Genomic DNA, 20776 nt, shown 5'->3' with positions numbered 1-20776 from the left:
CGGCCGCCGCGTCGGGCGGACGTCGTGAACCGCCTGGCCGCGACACTGGGAAGGGTGACGCGGTGGCAGCGTTTTGCCTGGGGCAGCACGGGGTTGCTTCCGGTGTGGGCCGGGCTCGCGATCTCGGGGACGGCCGTTCTGCGGGGTCGGCGCGCCTGCGTGCCAAGGCGCCCGGCTCACGTCCTGTCGCTTGCGACCTCGACAGTGTCCGCGGGACATTGACGGCGGGGAACCGGGATGGAGGAGTGATGACCGGACAGCCAGCGCGGACACAGCCGGATCCGACCTTCTACCGCAGCCCGGGCGAGGCGATCGCGGCCCCGCCGGAGCAACTCGCGTACGTGGTGGCGTTCGACCGGTCGGCACAGAAACCGGATGCCCTCGCGACGATCGACGTGGACCCCGATTCGGGCACCTACGGCAGTGTCGTCGGCTGGTCCGAGCTGCCGACGACCGGCGATGAGCTGCACCACTTCGGGTGGAACGCGTGCAGCAGCGCGTTCGCGCACACCGGGCACGATCCCGACGGGCTGCGCCGCCGGTTCCTGCTGCTGCCCGGGCTGCGGTCCTCGAACATCCACGTGTTCGACACCGAGCCCGACCCGCGCCGGCCCGTCCTGCACAAGACGGTGACCGCGGCTGAGCTGGCCGGGAAAGCCGGGTACTCCCGCCCGCACACCTCCCACTGCGGGCCGGACGGGGTGTACCTGTCGTGCCTCGGTACCGGGGAGGGCTCGGGTGGCCCGGGCGGCATCGCACTGCTCGACCACGACACGTTCGACGTGCTCGGCGCGTGGGAGACCGACCGGGGCCCGCAGTACCTGGCCTACGACGCGTGGTGGCACCTCAACCGCAACACGCTGATCAGCAGCGAGTGGGGCACCCCTTCGATGATCGAGGACGGGATCAATCCCGAACTGCTGCTGGGCAACAAGTACGGGCACGCGCTGCACTTCTGGGACCTGGCCACGGGCCGCCACCAGCAGCGGGTCGACCTCGGCGAGCAGCACCAGATGGTGCTCGAGCTGCGCCCGTCGCACGATCCGGAGGCCGAGTGGGGGTTCGCCGGAGTGGTGGTGTCCACAGAGGACCTGTCGGCGTCGGTGTGGCGCTGGCACCGCGACGGCGGAAGTTGGGTCGCGGACAAAGTGATCACCGTGCGCGCCGAGCCCGCCGACGCCGCGGACCTGCCCCCGGCCCTGCGGCCGTTCGGCGCCGTGCCGCCGTTGATCTCCGACATCGGCTTGAGCGTGGACGACCGGTTCCTGTACGTGTCGTGCTGGGGCACCGGCGAGCTCAAGCAGTTCGACGTCAGCGACCCCGCCCACCCTCGGGAGGTCGGCTCGGTGCGCCTGGGCGGGATCACCGGCCGGGTGCCGCATCCGGCCGCGCCGTCGCTGCGGTTGGCGGGCGGACCGCAAATGGTCGAGGTGAGCCGCGACGGTCGCCGCATCTACGTGACCAACTCGCTCTACGGCTCGTGGGACGACCAGTTCTACCCCGACGGCGTCGGGGCGTGGATGGCGAAGCTCGAGACCGATCCGGACGCCGGCGGGGGCCTGCGCGTCGACGGGAAGTGTTTCCTGCACGGCGACGACTTCCGGGGGCTGCGGCCGCACCAGGTCCGGTTGTCCGGCGGCGACGCCTCGTCGGACTCCTACTGCTTCCGTTGACGCCACGGTGCCGAGCCCGCCGGGTGATCAGCCGGTTTCCGTGAACGGGGCGTAGCACAGGCTGCAGGTGATCGGCCCGAGTTCGAGGATCGACCGGGCGGCTCGGATGCGGCGGGGTTTGTCGCAGCCGCAGATCGCGGCGACGTAGTTCGGCCCGCCGCGGTGGGCGCCGCGGCCGTCGACGGGGGTGATGACGATCGGCGCGGGCGCGGGGTCGATTTCGTCCGGCTGGTCCGGGTCGGTGGGGCCCGGCGGTGCGGCCTGGGCGCGGACCGCGACTTCCTGTTCGGTGTGCCGCCAGACCGTGAGGGCTTTCTCGAGCAGGCGCAGTTCGGGGCCGTACGCGTCGATCGTGGCGGGCAGAGCGGTGGTGGCGGACCAGCCGATGCGGTCGGCCTGTTCGGCGCGGACGCCGAGTTCGTGAGCGAGCGCGGCGAAGCGTTTGTTGTGGTAGCGGCCGTCGCTGACGTCGACGATGTCGCGGGTGGCGGCGAGGCCGTGGGCGGCTTCGTGGAGGGTGGTGGCCAGGATCTCGGGGGCGGGCCGGCGCAGTCCTTCGGCGCCGAGGAAGAATTCGGCGCGCGGGTCGACGCCGGGGCCGACGTGCCAGCGCGAGCGGGCGAAGTGGCCGTGGATTTCGGTGGTGGTGCCCATCGTCCCGGACGCCAGGACGAGGATGGCTTCGGGCACGTCGGGGTGCCGGCGGCGGATTTCGGCCCACAGCTGTTCCATCGCGTGCATCACGCGGGTCGTCGGGCCGAGCTCGGGGGTCACGGGGCGATCTTGCCGCTTAAGCGGTAACCCGGCCAAGGCGCCGCGCGGTGTCAGTCGAGGTACTTGATGACCTCGGCGAAGGCGGCGAGGTGCGGTTCGCGCACGCTGAGGTAGGTGATCCCGAAGGTTTCGCGGTACCGCTCGATCCGTTCGGCGAGCCGGCGCGGCGAGCCGATGAGCACGCCGGGCAGCTGCACGAGCTTCCGGTCGGGCAGGCCGGTTGCCCGGCGGAGGTCGCTGAGGTCGACCTCGTCGACGGTGTCGCCGACCGCGGCCACGAACAGGTTCAGCTCGATGTCGCCGAAGCGGTGGCCGGCGGCGTCGCGCAGTACCTGTACCCGCTGGGCGAGGGCGTCTTCCGGGGCGGTTGTGAACGGGAAGCTGACGATGTCGGCTTCCCGGCCGGCGAGGGCCAGCATGCGGTCGTCGGCGCCGGAGAGCATGATCGGCGGCATCGGCACTTCCGCTTGCGCGGCAAGGAGTTCTCGCGTGGCGGTGAGGGTCTTCTCCAGCTTGGTGAGGCGCTCGCCGTAGGAGTCCGGCCGTGGGCTGCCGGCCGCGGGCTCGACGAGGCGGAACCCGGTGCCGAGGCCCAGTTCGAGCCGGTCGAAGGCGAGTCGCTGCACGTCGGCGATGTCGCGGGCGAAGTGGGCGGGGCTGAATGTGCCAGCGTCGAGGCCGTAGGTGCCCAGGCCGATGCTGGTGACGTCGGCGGCGGCGACCAGTGCCGGGAACGGTGCGGCCAGGTCGAGGTGGTCGGGGACCTGGAGCACCTCGTAGCCGCGGTCCTGCACCTCGCGGGCGCGGGCGCGCCACTGTTCACGGGTGCCGATGCGGAGCAGGGAGACCCCGAAGCGAAACGGGCGGGTGGACATACGCGGATCCTCCGGATGCGGACCGACGACGAAGCCGACCCGATCACGCTATCGAGGTTCGATGCCTCGATCGAGATCACGCATGTTCGCGCCGTGACCGGCGCCGCGAGGTTCACGCAGATGGTCCAGCACCCGCTGGAGCTGGAGGGTGAACTGCTCGCGTTCGGCGGCGGGCAGGGGTGCGGTGAGCTCCTCCTGCACCTCGTCGAGGGTTTTCGTCATCGCGGCGAGGTGGGTGCGGCCTTCGCCGGTGAGGGTCACGACGTTGCGCCGCCGGTCGGCCGGATCGGGCGCGCGCAGCACGAAGCCGGCGGCCTGCAGTTCCCCGACGGCTTCGACGACGTAGCTGCGGTCGATGCGGCAGCGCCGGCCCAGCGCGGCCTGGCTCGCGGGGCCGAACTCGTCGAGCGCGGCCAGCAGGGCGTAGTGGTAGCGGCGGTACCCGGCGGCGTCGAACGCGTCGCCGACCAGGCGGGAGACCTGAGTGGCGAGCTGATTAACGAGCCAGGTGGGCCGGCTGCGCAACAGGGTGGGGACGCGGTCGTCACCGGTGTTCTGCATGGGCAGAGCGTAACCGCGGCGCTCGACGTCTCGGCGGGAAGTGGCTGCTTCGCGCAGCTACCTGGTGGTGATCGCCGCGAGCGAACGCCGCACGCCGTGAGCGAACGGCGGCCCCACGGGTCGGTCCGTGCTCCTACGTTCGGTGCCGGCAGGGATTCCCAGCATGAAGGAGAAGACGATGACGCTGACGGCGGTTCCCGAGCTGCACGCCGCGGGGCAGGTGCCCCAGGAGTCGGTGTACGAGCAGCTGCTGCGCGACCGGATCGTGTTCCTGGGGTCGGAGGTGACCGACGAGGTAGCCAACCGGATCACGGCCCAGCTGCTCCTGCTGGCTGCGGACGACAGCGACAAGGACATCACCTTCTACATCAACTCGCCGGGCGGTTCGGTCACGGCGGGCATGGCCATCTACGACACGATGCAGCTGGTGAAGCCCGACGTCGCCACGTGGGGGCTGGGGTTCGTGGCGTCGATGGGGCAGTTCCTGCTGTCGTCGGGCACGCCGGGTAAGCGGTACCTGCTGCCGAACACGCGGATCGTGATGCACCAGCCGTCCGCGGGGATCTCCGGGGCGGCCACCGACATCGCGATCCAGGCGGAGGTGTTCGGGAAGATGAAGCGCCGCATCGCCGAGCTCACCGCGGCCCAGACGGGCCGGCCCGTGGACCGCATCACCGCCGACGCCGACCGCGACCGGTGGTTCGACGCCGAGGAAGCCTTGGCGTACGGCTTCATTGATCACGTTGTCGGAGCCACGGTGGCCTCCTGAAGTTCCGCCGACATGGGGTGAGATGTCCGCTATCGTCCGGTTCCGGGGAAGGGAGCGCGGATGATGGCAGCTGAAGTGGTGCTGGTGGTGGCGATCGTGGCGGCGGGGCTGATCGCTGGGCTCTTCTACTCCTGGGCGGTGTCGGTGATGCCCGGTCTGGCGCGGGTGGACGACCACACCTTTGTCACGGCGATGCGGGAGATCAACGTGGCCATTGTCAACGGCTGGTTCCTGCTCACCTTCCTCGGGGCGCCGCTGCTGGCGGCGGCCGCGGTGGTGCTCGACCTGGTCGCGGGCGGGCGCGGGGCACTGCCGTGGCTGATCGCCGGGTTCGTGCTGCTGCTGGCGATGATCGTGGTCACGGCGGTGAAGAACATCCCGATGAACAACGCGCTGGACCGCGGCACGGCACCGCTGGCCGAGCTGCGGGCGCGGTTCGAGACGAGCTGGGTGCGGTGGAACCTGCTGCGCGCGATCGTCGCGACGGGCGGGTTCGGGTGCCTGCTCGTCGGGTGGCTGGCCGGGGAAACCGGTTGACGGTGGTCTCCCCGGCCGGCGAGTGTCAGTCGGCCAGGCGGAAGTACAGGTCGGTCTCCCATTTCGTCGCGTCCGGTTGCACGCGCGGGTCGGTGCGGTAGACCTCCAGGCGGCCGGTCCAGTGGTCGCCGTCGGGGGCCTCGGTGCGGTCCCAGCGCAGGCCTTCCGCCGCGCCCCACTCGAGGACTTCGGCGGTGGCGGCGACGAGCCCGTCGGGGGCGCCGTGGTGGGTGGCCTTGACGTACTTGCCGCCTGGCACGACGGCGGTGAAGTAGTCGTCGCCGAGCTCGACCGGCTCGGTGACGGGCACGCCGGCTTCCACGGTCAGGCTCGTCATGTCCGGGGCGATGACGAGGTAGCGGAAGAACGGCGCGTCGGCCGGGGTGATCCCGCGTTCGGCGAGGGCGCCGACGAGGGCGGCGATGCGGTGGGCGACCTCGCGCAGGCCGGCGAGGCCGACGGTCGCGCGGTAGCCGACGTAGGGCTGGTCTTCGCGGTCCAGCAGGGACGGCATGGGGGTCTCCTCGAGGTCGGGTCAGCCCAGCATGGGGCGGACTTCGATGGTGCCGTACGTGGCGGCGGGGTGGCGGGAGGCGATGTCGACGGCTTCGTCGAGGTCGGCGCAGTCGATGATGACGAAGCCGCCGATCTGTTCCTTGCTTTCGGCGAAGGGGCCGTCGGTCAGCAGGACGTTGTCGCCGCGCACGCGGACGGAGGTGGCGGTGGCGGGCGGGTGCAGGCCGCCACCGCTGACGAAGATGCCGCGGGCGAGCAGGTCGTCGGACCAGCCGCCGCAGCCGGCGGTCCGCTGTTCTTCGGTGGGCTCTTCGCCGGCGATCATGAGCAGGTAGCGCATGGGCGGTCTCCTAGGCGTGAGTGAGGACTTCGGTCAGGCGGGCGGCGAACGGGCCGGGTTCGCCGGCGAACCCGCCGTGGTCCCCGGGGAACGGCACGGCGTCACGCCCGAGGGCGCGGGCCAGTCCGAGCCCGGCGGTGTGGGCGGGGGTGCCGGCGGCGGTTTCACCGACGGCCACGATCAGCCGTGTGTCGGTGGCGCGCAGGGCGTCGAGGTCGGGCTCCCAGGTGCCGACCGCGGCCATGAGGTGGCCGAAGAAGAAGGCGAAGTTGGCTTGCATCCGTTTGCCCTGCTCGATTTCTTCCGGTGTCGGGTCGGCCGGTGGAGGCGGCACGTCGAAGCCGGAGGCCGCCATGAACGCGCCGAGCGCGGCTTCCACGCCGTGCTCGCGGTAGACGGCCGGGATGTCGGGGAAGTCGGCGAGCATCTCGCCCAGGTAGCGGCTGACCGGCGGCTCGTGGGCGACCAAGGTCGCCACCTGGCCGGGGTGGCGCCGGGTGTGCTCCAGCATCGTGACCGCGCCGCCGCTGTTGGCGAACACGTGCGCGGGGCCGCCGCCGAGCTCGGTGAGCAGGCGGTGCACGTCGTCGGCGTGCTCGCCGACGACGTCCTCGCCCGGTTCGCCGGCGATCGGGCTGCGGGAGAGGCCGCGCGGGTCGAAGGTGACCACGGTGTAGCGGCTGGTCAGGTGCGGGCGCAGAGCGGTGAACGCGGTGGCGTCGGCGGGGCCGCCGGGCACCAGCAGCAGCACGGGGCCGCTGCCGTCGAGGTCGTAGGTCAGCTCGGCGCCGGGAACGCGCAGGGTTCGGGTGATCATGGCGGTCCTTCCGGTGGACGGGTGGGTTCGTCCAGCCGACGAACGGGCGGCGCCGGGACCGACACCCCGGCGGCGGGAATTCCGGCGAGCCTGCGCCTCAGGTAGCCGCGTTCGGAGTCGGTGGGCGCGAGGGCGAGTGCTTCGCCGTAGGCGGTGCGGGCTTCGTCGGCACGGCCGAGGCGGCGCAGGAAGTCGGCGCGGGTCGCGGGCAGCAGGTGGTAGCCGGCGAGGGTGCCGCGGGCGGTGAGCTCATCGGCCAGCGCCAGCCCGGTGCCGGGGCCGAACGCCATTCCGGCGGCGACGGCGTGGTTGAGCTCCACGACGGGGGTGGGCAGGTGGCGGCGCAGCTCGCGGTAGAGCCCGGTGATCTGCGCCCAGTCGGTGTCGGCGGCGCGGGCGGCGGTGGCGTGGCACGCGGCGATCGCGGCCTGCACCTGGTACGGGCCGGGGTTGCGCCGGCGCAACGCGGCTTCCAGCAACGCGGTGCCTTCGGCGATGGCGGCTCGATCCCAGCGGCTTCGGTCCTGTTCTTCGAGGGGCACCAGCTCGCCGTCGGCCGCGACGCGGGTGCCGCGGCGGGCGTGGTGCAGCAGCAGGAGCGCGAGCAGCCCGGTGACCTCGGGTTCGTCGGGCATGAGCTGCGCGAGGACGCGGGCGAGGCGGATCGCCTCGGCGGCGAGGTCGGGGCGTTGCAGATCGGGCCCGGCGCTGGCGGCGTAGCCCTCGTTGAACAGCAGGTACAGCACGCCGAGCACGGCCGCGGTGCGTTCGGGCAGCAGGTGCGCGGGTGGCACGCGGTAGGGGATGCCGGCGGTGCGGATCTTGCGTTTCACGCGCACGAGCCGCTGCGACATCGTGGCCTCGGGCACGAGGAACGCGCGGGCGATCTCGGCGGTGCTGAGGCCGGCCAGTGTCCGCAAGGCGAGCGCGACCTGGGCTTCCACGGCGAGGGCGGGGTGGCAGCAGGTGAAGATGAGGCGCAGCCGGTCGTCGGGCACGGTCGGGTCTTCGCCGGCGGGTTCTTCGGGGACGATCATGCGCGCGGCCTCCCGGAGCTTGCCCGCGCCGACGGCGTCGCGGCGGATCCGGTCGACGGCTCGGTGGCGGGCGGTGGTGGTGAGCCAGGCTCCGGGCCGGGTGGGCACGCCGTCGCGCGGCCAGGTGCGCACGGCCAGGGCGAAGGCGTCCTGGGCACACTCCTCGGCGAGGTCCCAGTCGCCGGTGGCCCGGATGAGGGTGGCCACCACGGCCGACCACTCGTCCCGGAACGCCCGCGCGACCGCGGCCTCGACCTCCGCGTCGACCACTGAGTCGTGCCCGTGCTCCTCCACCCGGTCTCCCTCCGGGTCCGGATCGCTCATACCCGCCCGACGAGCGGGCCCGGGCGAAACCGACACCCGAGGCCGAACCTACTGTGCCCATCGTTACCAATCCGACCACAGTCACGGCCGAACGACTTGGTAGCAATGGTGACGTGCCGCGAGAGCGTCGGCCTGCTTCTGGTCGGATTGGCAACCCGTGCCGATCGTTGCCAATCGGACGTAACCCGGGGGCCGACAGTCTCCAGCGCTTCAGCGGTGCTCGACGAGCAGGGTCACCCCGTCGAGGATGCGGGCGAGGCCGAAGCGGAAGTGGTGCTCGGGGTTCGACGCGGCGTTGTGGGCCTGGCCCGCGGCGGTGCCGACGCGGCTCGCGCGCGGGAAGTTGGCGGCGTCGGCCGCGGGGATCCCGGCGAGCACGGGCGCGCTGCGTTCCCACCACTCGGCGTCGGTCAGCCCGGTGCGGCGCGCGAGGCGGGCGGCCTCGATCGAGCCGCGGGCGGTGCCCTGCACCAGCCCGACGACGAGGCTGACCACGGCGTCGAGTTCCAGCTCGTCGAGGGCGAGGCCGTCGAGCGCGGCGAGCTCGCGTTCGTACTTGGCGAAGGTGTTCGGCCCGAGCGGCGGGCGGCCGGTGGTGATCTGCAGCAGCCAGGGGTGGCGGTGGTAGAGGCGCCAAAGGTCCTCGGCCACGGTGGTCAGCGCATCGCGCCAGCCGGTGGTGGGCAGCGGCGCGGTGAGCTCGCCGTGGGCGGCGTCGAGCATCAGGTCGATCAGCTCCGCGTGCCCGGGCACGTAGGTGTAGAGCGACATCGGGGCGACACCGAGCTCGTCGCCGACGCGGCGCATGGTCACGGCCTCGAGGCCGTCGGCGTCGGCCAGCCGGGTCGCGGTCGCGACGACGTCGGCCACGGTGAGCTTGGGTTTCGGTCCACGCCGCGGGGGTCCGGGCACACCCCACAGCAGCTCGATCGTGCGCCGCGGGTCGCCGCCGCCGGTGTGCTCCGTGCTCATCCGCGCCATCCTGCCCTACATTTCGTCGTACGTCGTACAGAATTCTGGTAAAGTCGGCGGACGGAACCGACGGGAAGGGGGGTCCGTGGGGAGCGGTTCGCCGGACGCTGTGGTGGTCGAACCGGGATTCGTCGTGTTCTGGCGCCCGGACGGCGCACCACCGGCCACACCGGGCGCCCCCGGTTCGCTCGAGGTGGTGCTGGCCGACGGCCCGCGCACGGTCGAGGCACGACGGGTGCCGGTCGGCGACGCCGTGGAGCTGCTGCGGGAGGTTTCCGACGAGCCGTCGGCGGTGTTCTGGTCGGTCGCCGCGCGGGCCGGGACGCGGCTGACCGAGGCGGGCTGGGCGGGACCGCTCGAACCGGCCGAAGAGCAGTGGCTGCGCCGCCTCGCCGACGCGATGCCCCCGCACGCCCACGCCACCCCGCTGCCCGGTGATCCGGCGCGGCTGCCCGAGCCGTACCCGCTGCTGCTGCGGTTCCTCCGCGAGATCGCGGGGCTCGCCGCGGCGACCCGGGTCTCGCTGCGGCTGGAACCCGACGACCTCGACGCGGGCCGGTTCCGCGCCGTCGTGCAGGTACACGGAGACACGCTCGTGGACGCGCGGGAGCTGTGGCTCTCGGGCGCCGAGGCGACCCGCCACGAGGTGCTCCTCGTGCTGCGCCGGTGCGCCCAGGAGTGGCCACCGCTCACTCCGCTGCTGGCCGCGCCCGTGCCCGCCGAGGTGACCCTGGGCGACGACGACATCCGCGAGCTGCTCGGCTCGGCGGCGGCACGGCTGGCCGAGCTGGGGGTCGCCGTCCACTGGCCCGCCGAGCTCACGGGCCTGAGCGCCCGCGCGGTCGTGCGCGCCGACACCGCACCCGACGACGTCGCCGCCTTCTTCGCCGGCGGCCGCGCGCTGGAGCTCGACTGGCAGCTCGCCCTCGGCGGAGCCCGGCTCTCGGCGGCCGAACTGGACGTGCTCGCGGAAGCCCACCGGCCCGTGGTGCGACTGCGGGACCGGTGGGTGCTGCTCGACCCGGCGTCGGTGAGCCGCGCGCGCGAGCGGGCACTGAAACCCCTCACCCCCGTCGACGCCCTGGCCGCCGTGCTGGCCGGGACGACCGAGGTGGACGGCGCCGAGGTCGAGATCGGCACCGACGGATGGCTGGCCACGCTGCGCGCCCGGCTCGCCGAGCTGCCCGGGCCGGCGCCGCAGCCGGCCGGGCTCACCGCGACCCTGCGCGACTACCAGCTGCGCGGCCTGCGCTGGCTCGACACGGTCACGTCGCTAGGCCTGGGCGGCTGCCTCGCCGACGACATGGGACTGGGCAAGACACTCACCCTCATCGCCCTGCACCTGCACCGCGCGACCGGCCCGACGTTGGTCGTGTGCCCGGCGTCGCTGCTGGGCACGTGGGAAGCCGAGATCCACCGCTTCGCTCCCGGCGTGCCGGTGCGGCGGTTCCACGGCGGCGCCCGCTCGCTCGACGACCTCGACGGGTTCGCGCTCACCACCTACGGCACGCTGCGCGCGGACCCGGGGCCACTGGCCGCCGTGGCGTGGGATCTGCTGGTGGCCGACGAAGCGCAGCACGTGAAGAACCACCGCTCGGGCACGGCGAAAGCCCTGCGCACGCTGCGGGCGTCCGCACGGGTGGCGCTCACGGGCACACCGGTGGAGAACACACTAGCCGAGCTGTGGGCGATCCTGGACTGGACCACCCCTGGCCTGCTCGGCACGCTCACCGAATTCCGGGCGCGCTGGGCGAAACCCGTGGAAACCGGCGACCCGGCAGCGGCCGAACGGCTGTCGCGGCTGCTGCGCCCGTTCCTGCTGCGGCGGCGCAAGTCCGACCCCGGCATCGCCCCCGAGCTACCCGCGAAGACCGAGACCGACCGGCCCGTCGCGCTGACCGCCGAGCAGGCCGCGCTGTACGAGGCGGCGGTGCGGGAGCTGCTGGCCGAGGTGGGTGCGAGCGACGGGATGGCGCGCCGCGGCCGGATCGTCAAGCTGCTCACCGCCCTCAAGCAGATCTGCAACCACCCGGCCCACTACCTGGCCGAAGGCGACGACGCCCCGCTGGCCGGCCGGTCGGGCAAACTCGACCTGCTCGACGAGCTGCTCGACACGATCCTCGCCGAGGACGGTGCCGTGCTCGTGTTCACCCAGTACGTGGTGATGGCCCGGCTCCTGCGGCGCCACCTCGCGGGCCGCGGGATCCCCAGCCAGCTCCTGCACGGAGGCACCCCCGTCGCCCAGCGCGAAGAGCTGGTGCGCCGCTTCCAGGACGGCGCCGTGCCCGTGTTCCTGCTGTCGCTCAAGGCCGCCGGCACCGGGCTCACGCTCACCCGCGCCGACCACGTCGTGCACTACGACCGGTGGTGGAACCCGGCCGTGGAGGACCAGGCGACCGACCGCGCGTACCGGATCGGGCAGACCCGCCCGGTGCAGGTCCACCGGCTCGTGGCCGAAGGCACGGTCGAAGACCGCATCGCCGCGCTGCTGCGGGAAAAACGCGCCCTGGCCGACGCCGTACTGGCCGGGGGAGAGGTGGCGCTGACCGAGCTGACCGACACCGAGCTCGCCGAGCTCGTGCGGCTGAGGAGGCAGGCATGACCGAGCGCGTGCGCGGATTTCCGGCCTTCCCCGCCCGCGAAGGCCGCGGCCCGTTCGCCCGCACCTGGTGGGGCCGGGCCTGGCTGCGCGCGATGGAGGACACCGCGCTCGACTTGCGTCAGCTGCGCCACGGCCGCCGCTACGCCGTCGCCGGCCTGGTCGGACCGATCACCGTGAGCCCGGGGCGGATCGCGGCGACCGTGGACGACGCCGACGGCGGACCGTTCCGCACGAGCGTGCACCTGGCCGAACTGTCCACACCGGACTGGGACCTGCTCCTCGGCCGCGCCGCCGCCCGCGCCGGGAACCTCGCCGCCCTGCTCGACCGCCACCTGCCCCCGGAGCTCGCCGACGACGTCCCGCTCCTGCCCGGCATCGGCGACCTCGACCCGGACTGCGACTGCCCGGGGTTCGACCTGCCGTGCCGGCACGCGGCCGCGCTGTCGTTCCAGGTGTCGTGGCTGCTCGACGCCGACCCGTTCGTGCTCCTGCTCGCCCGCGGCCGCAGCGAACGCGAGGTGCTGGACCAGCTCGGGCAGCGGAAAGACGGAATCCTCGCCGCCGACGCCTACACCAGGGTGGTGCCGCCGCTGCCGGACCTCGCCGAGTTCACGCCGGTGCCGCGTTAGGCGTGCGTGCCGCCGTCGATGCGGATCTCGGTGCCGGTGATGAACTCCCCGTCGTCCGACGCCAGCATCGCGACCACCCCCGCCACTGCCTCCGGGGGCCCGACCGGGTTGCCCACCGCCGTCGTGAGCCCCGTCGGCAGGATCGGCAGCAGCTTGCCGAACAACCCGAAGTCCACGTCCTGCGGCATCCAGCTTGCCGCGTTGTCCGTGATCCCGCTCTTCACACTGCCCGGCGCGACACTCACCGCCCGCACGCCCTGCTTGCTGTACTCCAGCGCCAGCGAATGCGTGAACGCCTGGATCCCGCCCTTGCTCGCCGCGTACGCCGCCATGTACGGGTGCGCGAACGCCGCCGACGTCGAACTGAAGTTGATCACCACGCTCTTCCCGGCCGCGATCAACGCCGGCAGCGCCTCCCGCGTCACCAGGAACGTGCCGGTGAGATTCACCGCGACGATCCGGTTCCAGAACTCCAGCGACGTCTCGTGCGTGTGCGCGGCCTGCAGGATCCCGGCCGCGTTCACCAGGACGTCGAGCCCACCGAGGTGCTCGACCGCCGCCTTCGTGCCCTGCACCACCGACTCCTCGTCGGCCACATCCATCACGAACGTCTCGAGCCGCGAGCCACCGGCCAGCTCGGCCGTCCCCGCGACGCCCTCGCCCGACACATCGGTGGCGACCACCCGAGCGCCCTCCTCGATCAACCGCAACGTCGTCGCGCGCCCGATGCCGGAACCGGCACCCGTCACGAAGATCCGGCGATCGTGCAGGCGGCTCATGGTGCGCTCCCTCGGTCGTGTCCGACGCTCACCGTACCGACTTCACCACTGCCTGCCACGGCACCGATGGGCGAGACCAACGGGATCGACGAGCAGCTCATGACCGACCTGCCCACAACGGCGTGCCCGACTTCGGTGCGCCGCGGCCTCGACGCGGTCCTCGCCCGCCTCCGCGAGCAGCTCAGCTTTCCTTGCGCGCCAAGAGATACGCCTGCGGCGTCTTCTCGTGCGCCGCCGCCTCCCTGACCAGCCGGGCCTCCACCGCGAACCCGGCCGCACCCAGCAGCCCGGTCACGAAATCCGGGTCCAGGCGGTACGCGTCGAGCGAGACGTCGTGCCCGTACGCAGTGCTGACGTGCCGGGGTTCGGCCCCAACCCCGACCTCCGACGAGGTCTGGAACGCCGTCAGCAGCCGCCCGCCCGGCACGAGCACCCGGGCCAGCTCCGCCACCAGCACCGGCAGCCGCTCCGGCGGCGTGTGGATCAGCGAGTACCACGCGAGCGCACCCGCCACCTCCGCGTCACCCACCGGCAAGGCGGCCATCGACCCCACCTCGAACGCCAGCTCAGGATGCGCCGCCCGCGCCACCTCGACCATCCCGGGGGAGAGGTCCACGCCGAACGCCGCCAGCCCCCGCCCCGCCAGGTAGCCCGTGACCCGCCCCGGACCACACCCGAAGTCACCGACCCGGGCACCAGGCCCGACCAGCTCCGCGAACGTGTCCAGCATCGCCCGGTCCCACGGGCTCTCGGCCAGCGCATCCTTCAGTACCTCGGCGTAGGACACGGCCACGGTGTCGTAAGCAGCACGGGTGGCGGACACAAAATCGAAGTCGGTCATGACCCACGACGCTAGCGCGCCACCCCGACAAAACCCGCCGCCTACACCCGCGCCCGCTCGATGATCGCCGCCGTGTCCGTGCCCGCCGGCAACGTCCCGAACGCGATACCCCAGTCACCCGCGAACCGCGACGCGCAGAACGCGTCCGCCACCGCCCGGTCACCGTGGCGCACCAGCAGTGAACCCTGCAGCACCAATGCCATCGACTCCACCACCCGCCGCGCCCGGAACTCCAGATCCGCCGGATCCGACAGCTCCTTCTTCACCCGGTCCACCGCGTCGTCCAACCGCGAGTCCGCCCCCGCGGCCAGCTCCACCTCACCGAAGAACGCCGCCATCGACTCCGGCTGCCGAGCCATCGCCCGCAACGCGTCCAGCGCCGCCACGTTGCCCGAACCCTCCCAAATGGACATCAACGGAGCCTCCCGGTACAGCCGCGGCATCCCCGACTCCTCGACGTACCCGTTGCCCCCGAAGCACTCCAGCGCCTCCGCCGCGTGCGCCGGCGCCCGCTTGCACACCCAGTACTTCGTCACCGCGAGCCCCAGCCGCCGGAACGCCTGCTCCTGCGCGTCACCCGGCTTGTCACCCGCGGCCGCCAGCCGCATCGCCACCGTCGCCGCGGCGTCCGACTCCACCACCAGATCGGCCAGCACGTTCGCCATCGCCGGCTGGTCCACCAGCGCCTTCCCGAACGCGTACCGGTGCGTCGCGTGGTGCACCGCCCGCACCGCACCCAGCCGCATCCCCGACGCGCTGCCCAGCGCGCAGTCCAGCCGCGTGTTGTTCACCATCTCGATGATCGTGCGCACCCCACGACCCTCTTCGCCGACAAGCCAGCCCACCGCGTTCTCGTACTCGATCTCCGACGACGCGTTCGACCGGTTGCCCAGCTTGTCCTTCAACCGCTGCAACCGGATCGCGTTACGAGTGCCGTCCGGCAGCACGCGGGGGAGCAGGAAACACGACAACCCACCCGGCGCCTGCGCCAACGTCAGGAACAGATCCGACATCGGCGCCGACGTGAACCACTTGTGACCCACCAGCCGATAACTGCCGTCCGCCACCGGCGTCGCCGTCGTGGTGTTCGCCCGCACGTCGGAGCCACCCTGCTTCTCCGTCATCGACATGCCCGCGATCAACCCGACCTTCGAGCTCGGCTCCCGCAACCCGAAGTCGTACTCGGTCGAAGCCAGCAACGGCTCGTACCGCTGCGCCAGCTCGGCATTCGCCCGCAACGCCGGAACCGCCGCGTACGTCATCGAAATCGGGCACGTGTGCCCCGCCTCGACCTGGCCCCACACGTACATCTTCGCCGCCCGCGCCGCATGCGCCCCAGCGCGGGAGTCCCGCCACGGCGCACCCTGCAACCCGTGCGACACCGCGACCTTCATCAGCTCGTGCCAGTACGGGTGGAACTCGACCTCGTCGATCCGATGCCCGAACCGGTCGTGCGTCCGCAGCACCGGCTCGTTCTCGTTCACCAGCCGGCCCCACTCCTGGGCCTGCTCACCCCCGGCGAGCCGGCCCAGCTCGTGCACCTGTTCGGCCGCCCAACCGGCATCCGCCCGGTCCAGCGCCTCCAGCAGCGCCGGATCCCGCGCGACGTCGTAGACCAACGGCGGCGCCTGGTTCGTGACCTCATGCGTGGCCGACATCGGAACCTCCCAAAGACCGGACGACGAACGTCCGCAACTCGACGACATCACTCACCACACCGTCCCGCAGCGGCCCGATCAACACCTCGGCCGCGGCACCCACCAGCGCCGCCGCCGTCAGCACGGAATCCTGCGCGGGCAGCACACCCGCCTCGACACCGGCGGCCACGTGCTCGGCCACCACATCCCGGAACGCCCGCCGGAACTCCAGCCGCTCCGCGTCGATCAACGGATCCACCGGCTCGGCCAGCAACGCATACGCCAGCCGCGGCGCCTTCAACGCCCGCGCCGCGAACGTCTCGAACACCGCCGCCACCCGCTCCGCCGGCTCACCCGGCCCCGCCGACGCCTCGCGCACCGCCTCGACCTCACGCGTCACGACCTGGCGGAACACCCGCACGACCAGCTCGGCCTTCGTGGGGAAGTGGCGGTACAGCGTGCCCACGGCCACCCCGGCCCGCTCCGCGACCGCCACCACCGAACACCCGGCATACCCGTACTCGGCCAGCTGCTCGACCGCCGCGGCGACGATCGTGCCGCGCAGCGCGTCGAGCCGCTCCTGCACCTGGGGAGTCCGCCGGTAGGGCATGTGAAGAAGTGAATCACCGTTTCACTACTTCGGTCAACCACGCCGGCGCACCCCAAAAAAGTGACGCACACAAGGGGAGCAGGGCGTGCTTGGCTGGGAAACCGGACGAAAGGACCACACCATGCTGCGAGGAATGGCCACCCTGAACTTCTCCGCCGACGACCTCACCGCCGCCCAGGCGTGGTACACGGCCGTGCTCGGCATCGAGCCGTACTTCGCCCGGCCCGGCTACATCGAATACCGCCTCGGCGACCACGAAGCCGAACTCGGCATCATCGACCGCCGGTACCTGCCCCCGGCACCCGACGGCCCCGCCGGCGCGATCCTGTACTGGCACGTCGACGACCTGCCCACCGCACTCGACCGCCTCATGACCTTCGGCGCCACCGAACACGACGGCCTGCGCGAACGCGGCCACGGTTTCGTCACCGCCTCGGTCGTCGACCCGTTCGGCAACGTCCTCGGCATCATGTCCAACCCGCACTACGTCGACATGCTCGCGAAGCAGTGAGGCCAGGGGAGAAGCAGCCGAGACCGGCCGCTCCACACCCGCAGAGACCTCGACCGGGCGATCACCGGGAGCAACACCCGGCGTCCCGCCGTCTCGCGCCGCTACGATTCGGCCATGCTGTGGGTGCGCACGGTACTGGCCACACTCGGACTGGTCGCGGTGACCTGGATCGGCGTCGCGCTGACCGTGTTCCACGGCACCGGCGGCACGCTGCTGATCTGGGTCAGCGCTGGTCTGATCCTCGTGATCCCGGCGATCCTCGCGCGGTCCGGCGCGTTCGTCCTGCTGAGCATTTTCGTCGCCGGCATCCACCTCGTGATGATCTTCATGGCCGGACTCACGGCTGTCGACGGATTCGTCCTCGAGACACGTGGCGTGCAGGTGCAGGCGACCGCAACCGGCTACACCGACCACTGGACCGCCGCTCAGTTCACGCCGCCGAGCAAGTACACGCGCCAGGCGCTGGCCGTCGTCACGCCGGACGGGCAGCACGGCATCGTGGCCGTGGACGGGGACAAGCCGGGCTCGGTCGTCGCCGTGGTCGCCGATCCGGCTGCGGCGGTGGATCTGCATCGACCCGATGAGGTCGACTTCACCGTCGGGGTCGTGGTCGGAGCCATCGATCTGTTGATGGTCTTCGGCTGGGTCTTCTGGGCGGGCCGGTCGCGGACCCGACTTCGCCGCTCGTCCGGCGAGGTACCGACGGAGGAGCCCGCCGGATAACGTCACTTGACATAATGTACATTATCGGCATATGGCTGACCTGCTGAAGGAAGCCCGGAGAGGGGCCTCAGGCAGCCGATTCGGGCGGTTGCGCACGCAGCCGACGAGAGAGTCGTCCGTGTGCGAGAGACAGCCACAGACCGCGTCGTCGATCCCGCTGGCCGCAACGCGGCCCCGTCGAGCCCTCACTCAATGAAGCCGACTGAAGCCATCGGGAGAACTCCGCCGGAGATCCCCGATTTCAAGCAGCACGACACACCAAACCTCACGTTCAATTCGTCACCGTGACGAATTGAACGTGACTGACTGGACATCGAAACCACGGGGCTGACGAGTTCACCAACGCGCCACGAGTCGATCAACGCCGGCCCCGCTGGGGCTTGCCAGGACAACCACTCGAACAGATGAACGATTCCCCGAGCGCTCACCACGCGACGGTCGAAAACCCGCGGAACGAACCACTCAGACCGAGTGGGCCAGAACGAGAGAACCGTTGTCCCCCAAGGGGATCCAGCCCTTCCGTAGCCATGTTTCATGCATAATCGCCATTATGCAGCATATCGACGGCACCATCCGCCGTGCGGAACTGTCGGTGTCGTGCGGTACAAGATCGGGATGCTGGTTTCCGAGGCGCAGCAAGCGTTCTTCGCGGCACGGCGGCCGCGCAAGGACTCGCCGCACACCACCGCCGCCTACCGTCGTGACCTGGCCGGGATCACCACTCTCCTGCTCCAGGAGCTGGGTCGTGCGCCCGAGGAGCTGCACGTCGAGCATCTGACGACGGCGGCGTTGCGGGCGGCGTTCGGCGCGTTCGCCGACGGGCACGCGAAGAGCTCGGTGCTGCGGGCGTGGTCGACGTGGAACCAGTTCCTCACCTTCTGCGTGTCCGACGGGCTCTTGGCGGGCAACCCGATGGGTGCGGTCGCCCGGCCGAAGACTCCCCCGCTGGTTCCGAAACCGTTGCGGGGGGAGGAAACTCCGGAGCGGTTGCTGGCCGCGGCGGCCGACGGTGCGCGGCGGACGCGGGATCCGTGGCCGGAGCGCGACGTGCTGGTGCTGGCGCTCGGGCTGGTGGCGGGGTTGCGGGCGGCGGAGATGCGGGCGCTGACGCCGCGTTCGGTGGTGGGGCGTGAGGGTGAGTTGCGGTTGCACGTGTCGGGCAAGGGCAGCCGGGATCGGTCGATCCCGGTGCAGCCGGTGCTGGCGAAGCTGATCGAGGACTACGGGAAGTCGTGCCGGCGGCGGTTTCCGCGGCAGCGGTTCCCGGCGTCGGAGCCCTTGTTGCGGGATCGGGCGGGTGAGCCGATCGGGCGGGGCGCGTTGGAGTACCTGGTGAAGTCGTGTTATCGGTGGGCGGGGTTGCACGACCGGGTGCCGGCGGGGGCGAATCTGCACGCGTTGCGGCACACGTTCGCGACGCGGCTGGCCGAGGACGGGGCGACGGCGTCGGAGATCATGACGTTGCTGGGCCACGCGAGCCTGGCGACGAGCCAGAACTACATCGAGGCGACGGGCCGGGAGCAGCGGGCTGCGGCGGCGAGCAACCGGACCTACCGCGCGCTGGACGGGTTGGGCGCGGGTGATGGCGGCTGAGCGCGGCTCGGCGGCCAGGGCTGACCGGCTGGGGCTCAGTGGTGTGCGAGGTACTGCTCGCGCAGGAGGTGTTTGCGGATCTTGCCGGAGCCGGTGAGGGGGAACTCGGTCATGAACTGCCAGACCTTGGGTGTCTTGTGCGGGGCGAGGTGTTCGCGGACGTGGGCGAAAAGTTCGTCTTCGCCGACGTCGGCGCCGGGGCGCAGGAGCACGAAGGCGCCGACTTGTTCGCCCCATTCGGGGTCGGGGATGCCGATCACGGCGACGTCGGCGACTGCGGGGTGGTCGAGCAGGACGTGTTCGATCTCGCGGGGGTAGATGTTCTCTCCCCCGCGGATGATCATCTCTTTGACGCGGCCTTCGATGGTGAGGTAGCCGCGGTCGTCCATGCGGGCGAGGTCGCCGGTGTGGAGCCAGCCTTCGGGGTCGATGGTCTCGGCGGTCTGGTCGGGCCTGGCGTGGTAGCCGGTCATCACGTGGTAGCCGCGGGTGCAGAGTTCGCCGGTCTCCCCCGTGGCGGCGACTTCGCCGGTGACGGGGTCGATGATTTTCACGGCGCAGGCGGGCAGGGCGCGGCCGAGGGTTTCGGCGCGGTCGTCGGCGGCGTCGGCGGGGGTGGTCATGGTGATGCCGGGTGAGGCTTCGGTCTGGGCGTAGATGATGCACATCGGGACGCCGAGGGTGGCTTCGACGCGGCGGACGAGGGCGGGTGGCACGGTGGCGCCGCCGCTGAGGGCGTAGCGGACTGAGCTGAGGTCGGTTCGGGGGAAGTCGGGGTGGCCGAGGAGGGCGAGCAGCATGGTGGGTACGCCGCCGAAGACCACTCCCCTTTCCTGCTCGAGCAGGGCGAGCTGGAGTGCGGGGTCGAACCAGGGCATGAGGACCTGGGTGCCGAGGCTGGCGATGGGGGCGAGGGTGGCGAGGACGCAGCCGGCGGTGTGGAACAGGGGCATGGGGTTGACGAAGTTCTCGCCGGGTTGCATGTCGAGGGCGCGGACGTAGGAGAGCCGGGCGTTGTTGGTGATGCCGCGGTGGTGGAGCACGGCGCCTTTGGGGGTGCCGGTGGTGCCGGAGGTGTATTGGATCTGGGCGGGGTCGCCGGGGTGGACGGTCGGCAGGGTCTGGCTGGGTGAGCCGGAGCCGCGGAAGGCGAGCCAGTCTTCGAAGCGGACGGTTTCGCGCAGGTGGGGCAGGTCGGGGCGGACGTGGTCGAGGATGGCGGCCATGGGGGTGCCGCGGTATTCGGCGACGAGGAAGACACCGGAGGCTTCGGATTGGCCGAGGACGTGGCGGACTTCGTTTTCGCGCAGGGCGGGGTTGACGGTCACGAGCGTCAGGCCGGCGAGGGCGGTGGCGAGTTCGAGGACGACCCATTCGGGGATGTTGTTGGCCCAGGCGGCCACGCGTTCGCCGGGGTCGAAGCGATCGAGCAGGGCGCGGGCGGCGTCTTCGGCTTCGGTGAGGAGTTCGGTGTAGGTCCAGCGGCGGCGTTCGGTGGGGTCGGGAACGCCTTCGACGAGGGCGGGCGCGTCGGGTGCTTGTGCGGTGGCTTCGCGGAGCAGGTCGCCGACGGTGAGTTCGAGGACGGCGTCGAGTTCGGTGGCGGGTGTGAACGCGGCCTTGGGCACGGGCGTCTCCCTCGCTCGGCCGGCGGTC

21 protein-coding genes are annotated in these 20776 nt (G+C 71.7%); 8 read left to right on the top strand and 13 right to left on the bottom strand.

What is annotated here, in order from left to right:
• Window positions 1–248 precede the first annotated feature (248 nt).
• Entirely contained in the window at window positions 249–1673 is a 1425-nt protein-coding gene (locus ACWEOE_RS20860) for a selenium-binding protein SBP56-related protein (RefSeq protein WP_452011493.1), read from the top strand.
• A 27-nt stretch (window positions 1674–1700) separates the two neighbouring features.
• Here ACWEOE_RS20860 and ACWEOE_RS20855 read toward each other — a convergent pair whose 3' ends face one another.
• Genes ACWEOE_RS20855 through ACWEOE_RS20845 form a run of 3 tightly spaced genes read right to left on the bottom strand, consistent with a single transcriptional unit; the run spans window position 1701 to window position 3883 of the window.
• Entirely contained in the window at window positions 1701–2447 is a 747-nt protein-coding gene (locus ACWEOE_RS20855; protein ID WP_452011490.1) for a hypothetical protein, read from the bottom strand.
• Between the two features lie 50 nt (window positions 2448–2497).
• Window positions 2498–3322, bottom strand: coding sequence for a TIGR03621 family F420-dependent LLM class oxidoreductase (locus ACWEOE_RS20850; protein WP_452011488.1), 825 nt, complete (start codon window positions 3320–3322; stop codon window positions 2498–2500).
• A gap of 48 nt (window positions 3323–3370) precedes the next feature.
• The gene (locus ACWEOE_RS20845; RefSeq protein WP_452011486.1) at window positions 3371–3883 is read right to left on the bottom strand and encodes a MarR family winged helix-turn-helix transcriptional regulator; all 513 of its coding nucleotides are present in this window, start codon (window positions 3881–3883) and stop codon (window positions 3371–3373) included.
• A gap of 178 nt (window positions 3884–4061) precedes the next feature.
• On the opposite strand from ACWEOE_RS20845, the gene ACWEOE_RS20840 reads away from it, so the two are divergent.
• A complete protein-coding gene (locus tag ACWEOE_RS20840) occupies window positions 4062–4652 on the top strand; it encodes a ClpP family protease (protein WP_452011711.1) in 591 nt (196 codons plus the stop codon).
• A gap of 60 nt (window positions 4653–4712) precedes the next feature.
• Window positions 4713–5189, top strand: coding sequence for an anthrone oxygenase family protein (locus ACWEOE_RS20835; RefSeq protein ID WP_452011484.1), 477 nt, complete (start codon window positions 4713–4715; stop codon window positions 5187–5189).
• Window positions 5190–5214: 25 nt separating this feature from the next.
• Here the strand turns inward: ACWEOE_RS20835 and ACWEOE_RS20830 are convergent, their stop codons facing one another.
• From ACWEOE_RS20830 to ACWEOE_RS20810, 5 genes are all read right to left on the bottom strand, one after another.
• Window positions 5215–5703, bottom strand: coding sequence for a GyrI-like domain-containing protein (locus ACWEOE_RS20830; RefSeq protein ID WP_452011481.1), 489 nt, complete (start codon window positions 5701–5703; stop codon window positions 5215–5217).
• A gap of 21 nt (window positions 5704–5724) precedes the next feature.
• Window positions 5725–6045 (bottom strand): YciI family protein, encoded by a 321-nt coding sequence (locus ACWEOE_RS20825; RefSeq protein ID WP_452011478.1) that lies wholly within the window; start codon window positions 6043–6045, stop codon window positions 5725–5727.
• 10 nt (window positions 6046–6055) lie between these two features.
• Window positions 6056–6862, bottom strand: coding sequence for an alpha/beta fold hydrolase (locus tag ACWEOE_RS20820; RefSeq protein WP_452011476.1), 807 nt, complete (start codon window positions 6860–6862; stop codon window positions 6056–6058).
• Entirely contained in the window at window positions 6859–8193 is a 1335-nt protein-coding gene (locus ACWEOE_RS20815) for an RNA polymerase sigma factor (RefSeq protein WP_452011474.1), read from the bottom strand. Before ACWEOE_RS20815 ends, ACWEOE_RS20820 begins: the two co-directional genes overlap by 4 nt.
• 240 nt (window positions 8194–8433) lie before the next feature.
• Window positions 8434–9204 carry a TetR/AcrR family transcriptional regulator C-terminal domain-containing protein gene (locus ACWEOE_RS20810; protein WP_452011472.1) on the bottom strand — a complete coding sequence of 257 codons (771 nt, stop codon included), beginning with the start codon at window positions 9202–9204 and terminating at the stop codon, window positions 8434–8436.
• 244 nt (window positions 9205–9448) lie between these two features.
• Between ACWEOE_RS20810 and ACWEOE_RS20805 the strand changes: the two genes are divergently transcribed.
• Window positions 9449–11797: a DEAD/DEAH box helicase gene (locus tag ACWEOE_RS20805; protein ID WP_452011708.1), complete on the top strand. Its 2349-nt coding sequence runs from the start codon at window positions 9449–9451 to the stop codon at window positions 11795–11797.
• Window positions 11794–12426, top strand: a complete 633-nt coding sequence (locus tag ACWEOE_RS20800) for an SWIM zinc finger family protein (RefSeq protein WP_452011469.1) — start codon at window positions 11794–11796, stop codon at window positions 12424–12426. Before ACWEOE_RS20805 ends, ACWEOE_RS20800 begins: the two co-directional genes overlap by 4 nt.
• Here the strand turns inward: ACWEOE_RS20800 and ACWEOE_RS20795 are convergent.
• The 4 genes from ACWEOE_RS20795 to ACWEOE_RS20780 all read right to left on the bottom strand — a co-directional run bounded on the left by ACWEOE_RS20795 (window position 12423) and on the right by ACWEOE_RS20780 (window position 16293).
• Window positions 12423–13205, bottom strand: a complete 783-nt coding sequence (locus ACWEOE_RS20795) for an SDR family NAD(P)-dependent oxidoreductase (RefSeq protein WP_452011467.1) — start codon at window positions 13203–13205, stop codon at window positions 12423–12425. The two genes, ACWEOE_RS20800 and ACWEOE_RS20795, sit on opposite strands and share 4 nt — an antisense overlap.
• 181 nt (window positions 13206–13386) lie before the next feature.
• Entirely contained in the window at window positions 13387–14046 is a 660-nt protein-coding gene (locus ACWEOE_RS20790; protein WP_452011464.1) for a class I SAM-dependent methyltransferase, read from the bottom strand.
• Window positions 14047–14087: 41 nt separating this feature from the next.
• Window positions 14088–15704: an acyl-CoA dehydrogenase family protein gene (locus ACWEOE_RS20785; protein WP_452011462.1), complete on the bottom strand. Its 1617-nt coding sequence runs from the start codon at window positions 15702–15704 to the stop codon at window positions 14088–14090.
• Complete coding sequence (locus ACWEOE_RS20780) at window positions 15688–16293, bottom strand: TetR/AcrR family transcriptional regulator (RefSeq protein ID WP_452011459.1); 606 nt, start codon at window positions 16291–16293, stop codon at window positions 15688–15690. The genes ACWEOE_RS20785 and ACWEOE_RS20780 overlap by 17 nt, the downstream gene beginning before the upstream one ends.
• 133 nt (window positions 16294–16426) lie before the next feature.
• Here ACWEOE_RS20780 and ACWEOE_RS20775 point away from each other — a divergent pair, with 133 nt between their 5' ends.
• The 3 genes from ACWEOE_RS20775 (at window position 16427) to ACWEOE_RS20765 (ending at window position 19120) form a co-directional block, all read left to right on the top strand.
• Window positions 16427–16804 carry a VOC family protein gene (locus tag ACWEOE_RS20775; RefSeq protein WP_452011456.1) on the top strand — a complete coding sequence of 126 codons (378 nt, stop codon included), beginning with the start codon at window positions 16427–16429 and terminating at the stop codon, window positions 16802–16804.
• Window positions 16805–16918: 114 nt separating this feature from the next.
• A complete protein-coding gene (locus tag ACWEOE_RS20770) occupies window positions 16919–17527 on the top strand; it encodes a hypothetical protein (RefSeq protein ID WP_452011454.1) in 609 nt (202 codons plus the stop codon).
• Between the two features lie 597 nt (window positions 17528–18124).
• On the top strand, window positions 18125–19120 hold the full coding sequence (locus tag ACWEOE_RS20765; protein ID WP_452011452.1) for a tyrosine-type recombinase/integrase: 996 nt from the start codon (window positions 18125–18127) through the stop codon (window positions 19118–19120).
• Between the two features lie 35 nt (window positions 19121–19155).
• Here the strand turns inward: ACWEOE_RS20765 and ACWEOE_RS20760 are convergent, their stop codons facing one another.
• Entirely contained in the window at window positions 19156–20748 is a 1593-nt protein-coding gene (locus ACWEOE_RS20760) for an AMP-binding protein (protein WP_452011449.1), read from the bottom strand.
• Window positions 20749–20776 lie beyond the last annotated feature (28 nt).

It is taken from the genome of Amycolatopsis sp. NPDC004368 (assembly GCF_053602515.1).
The sequence above is the reverse complement of the archived record's forward strand: the minus strand, read 5'-3'. Positions and strand labels throughout refer to the sequence as shown.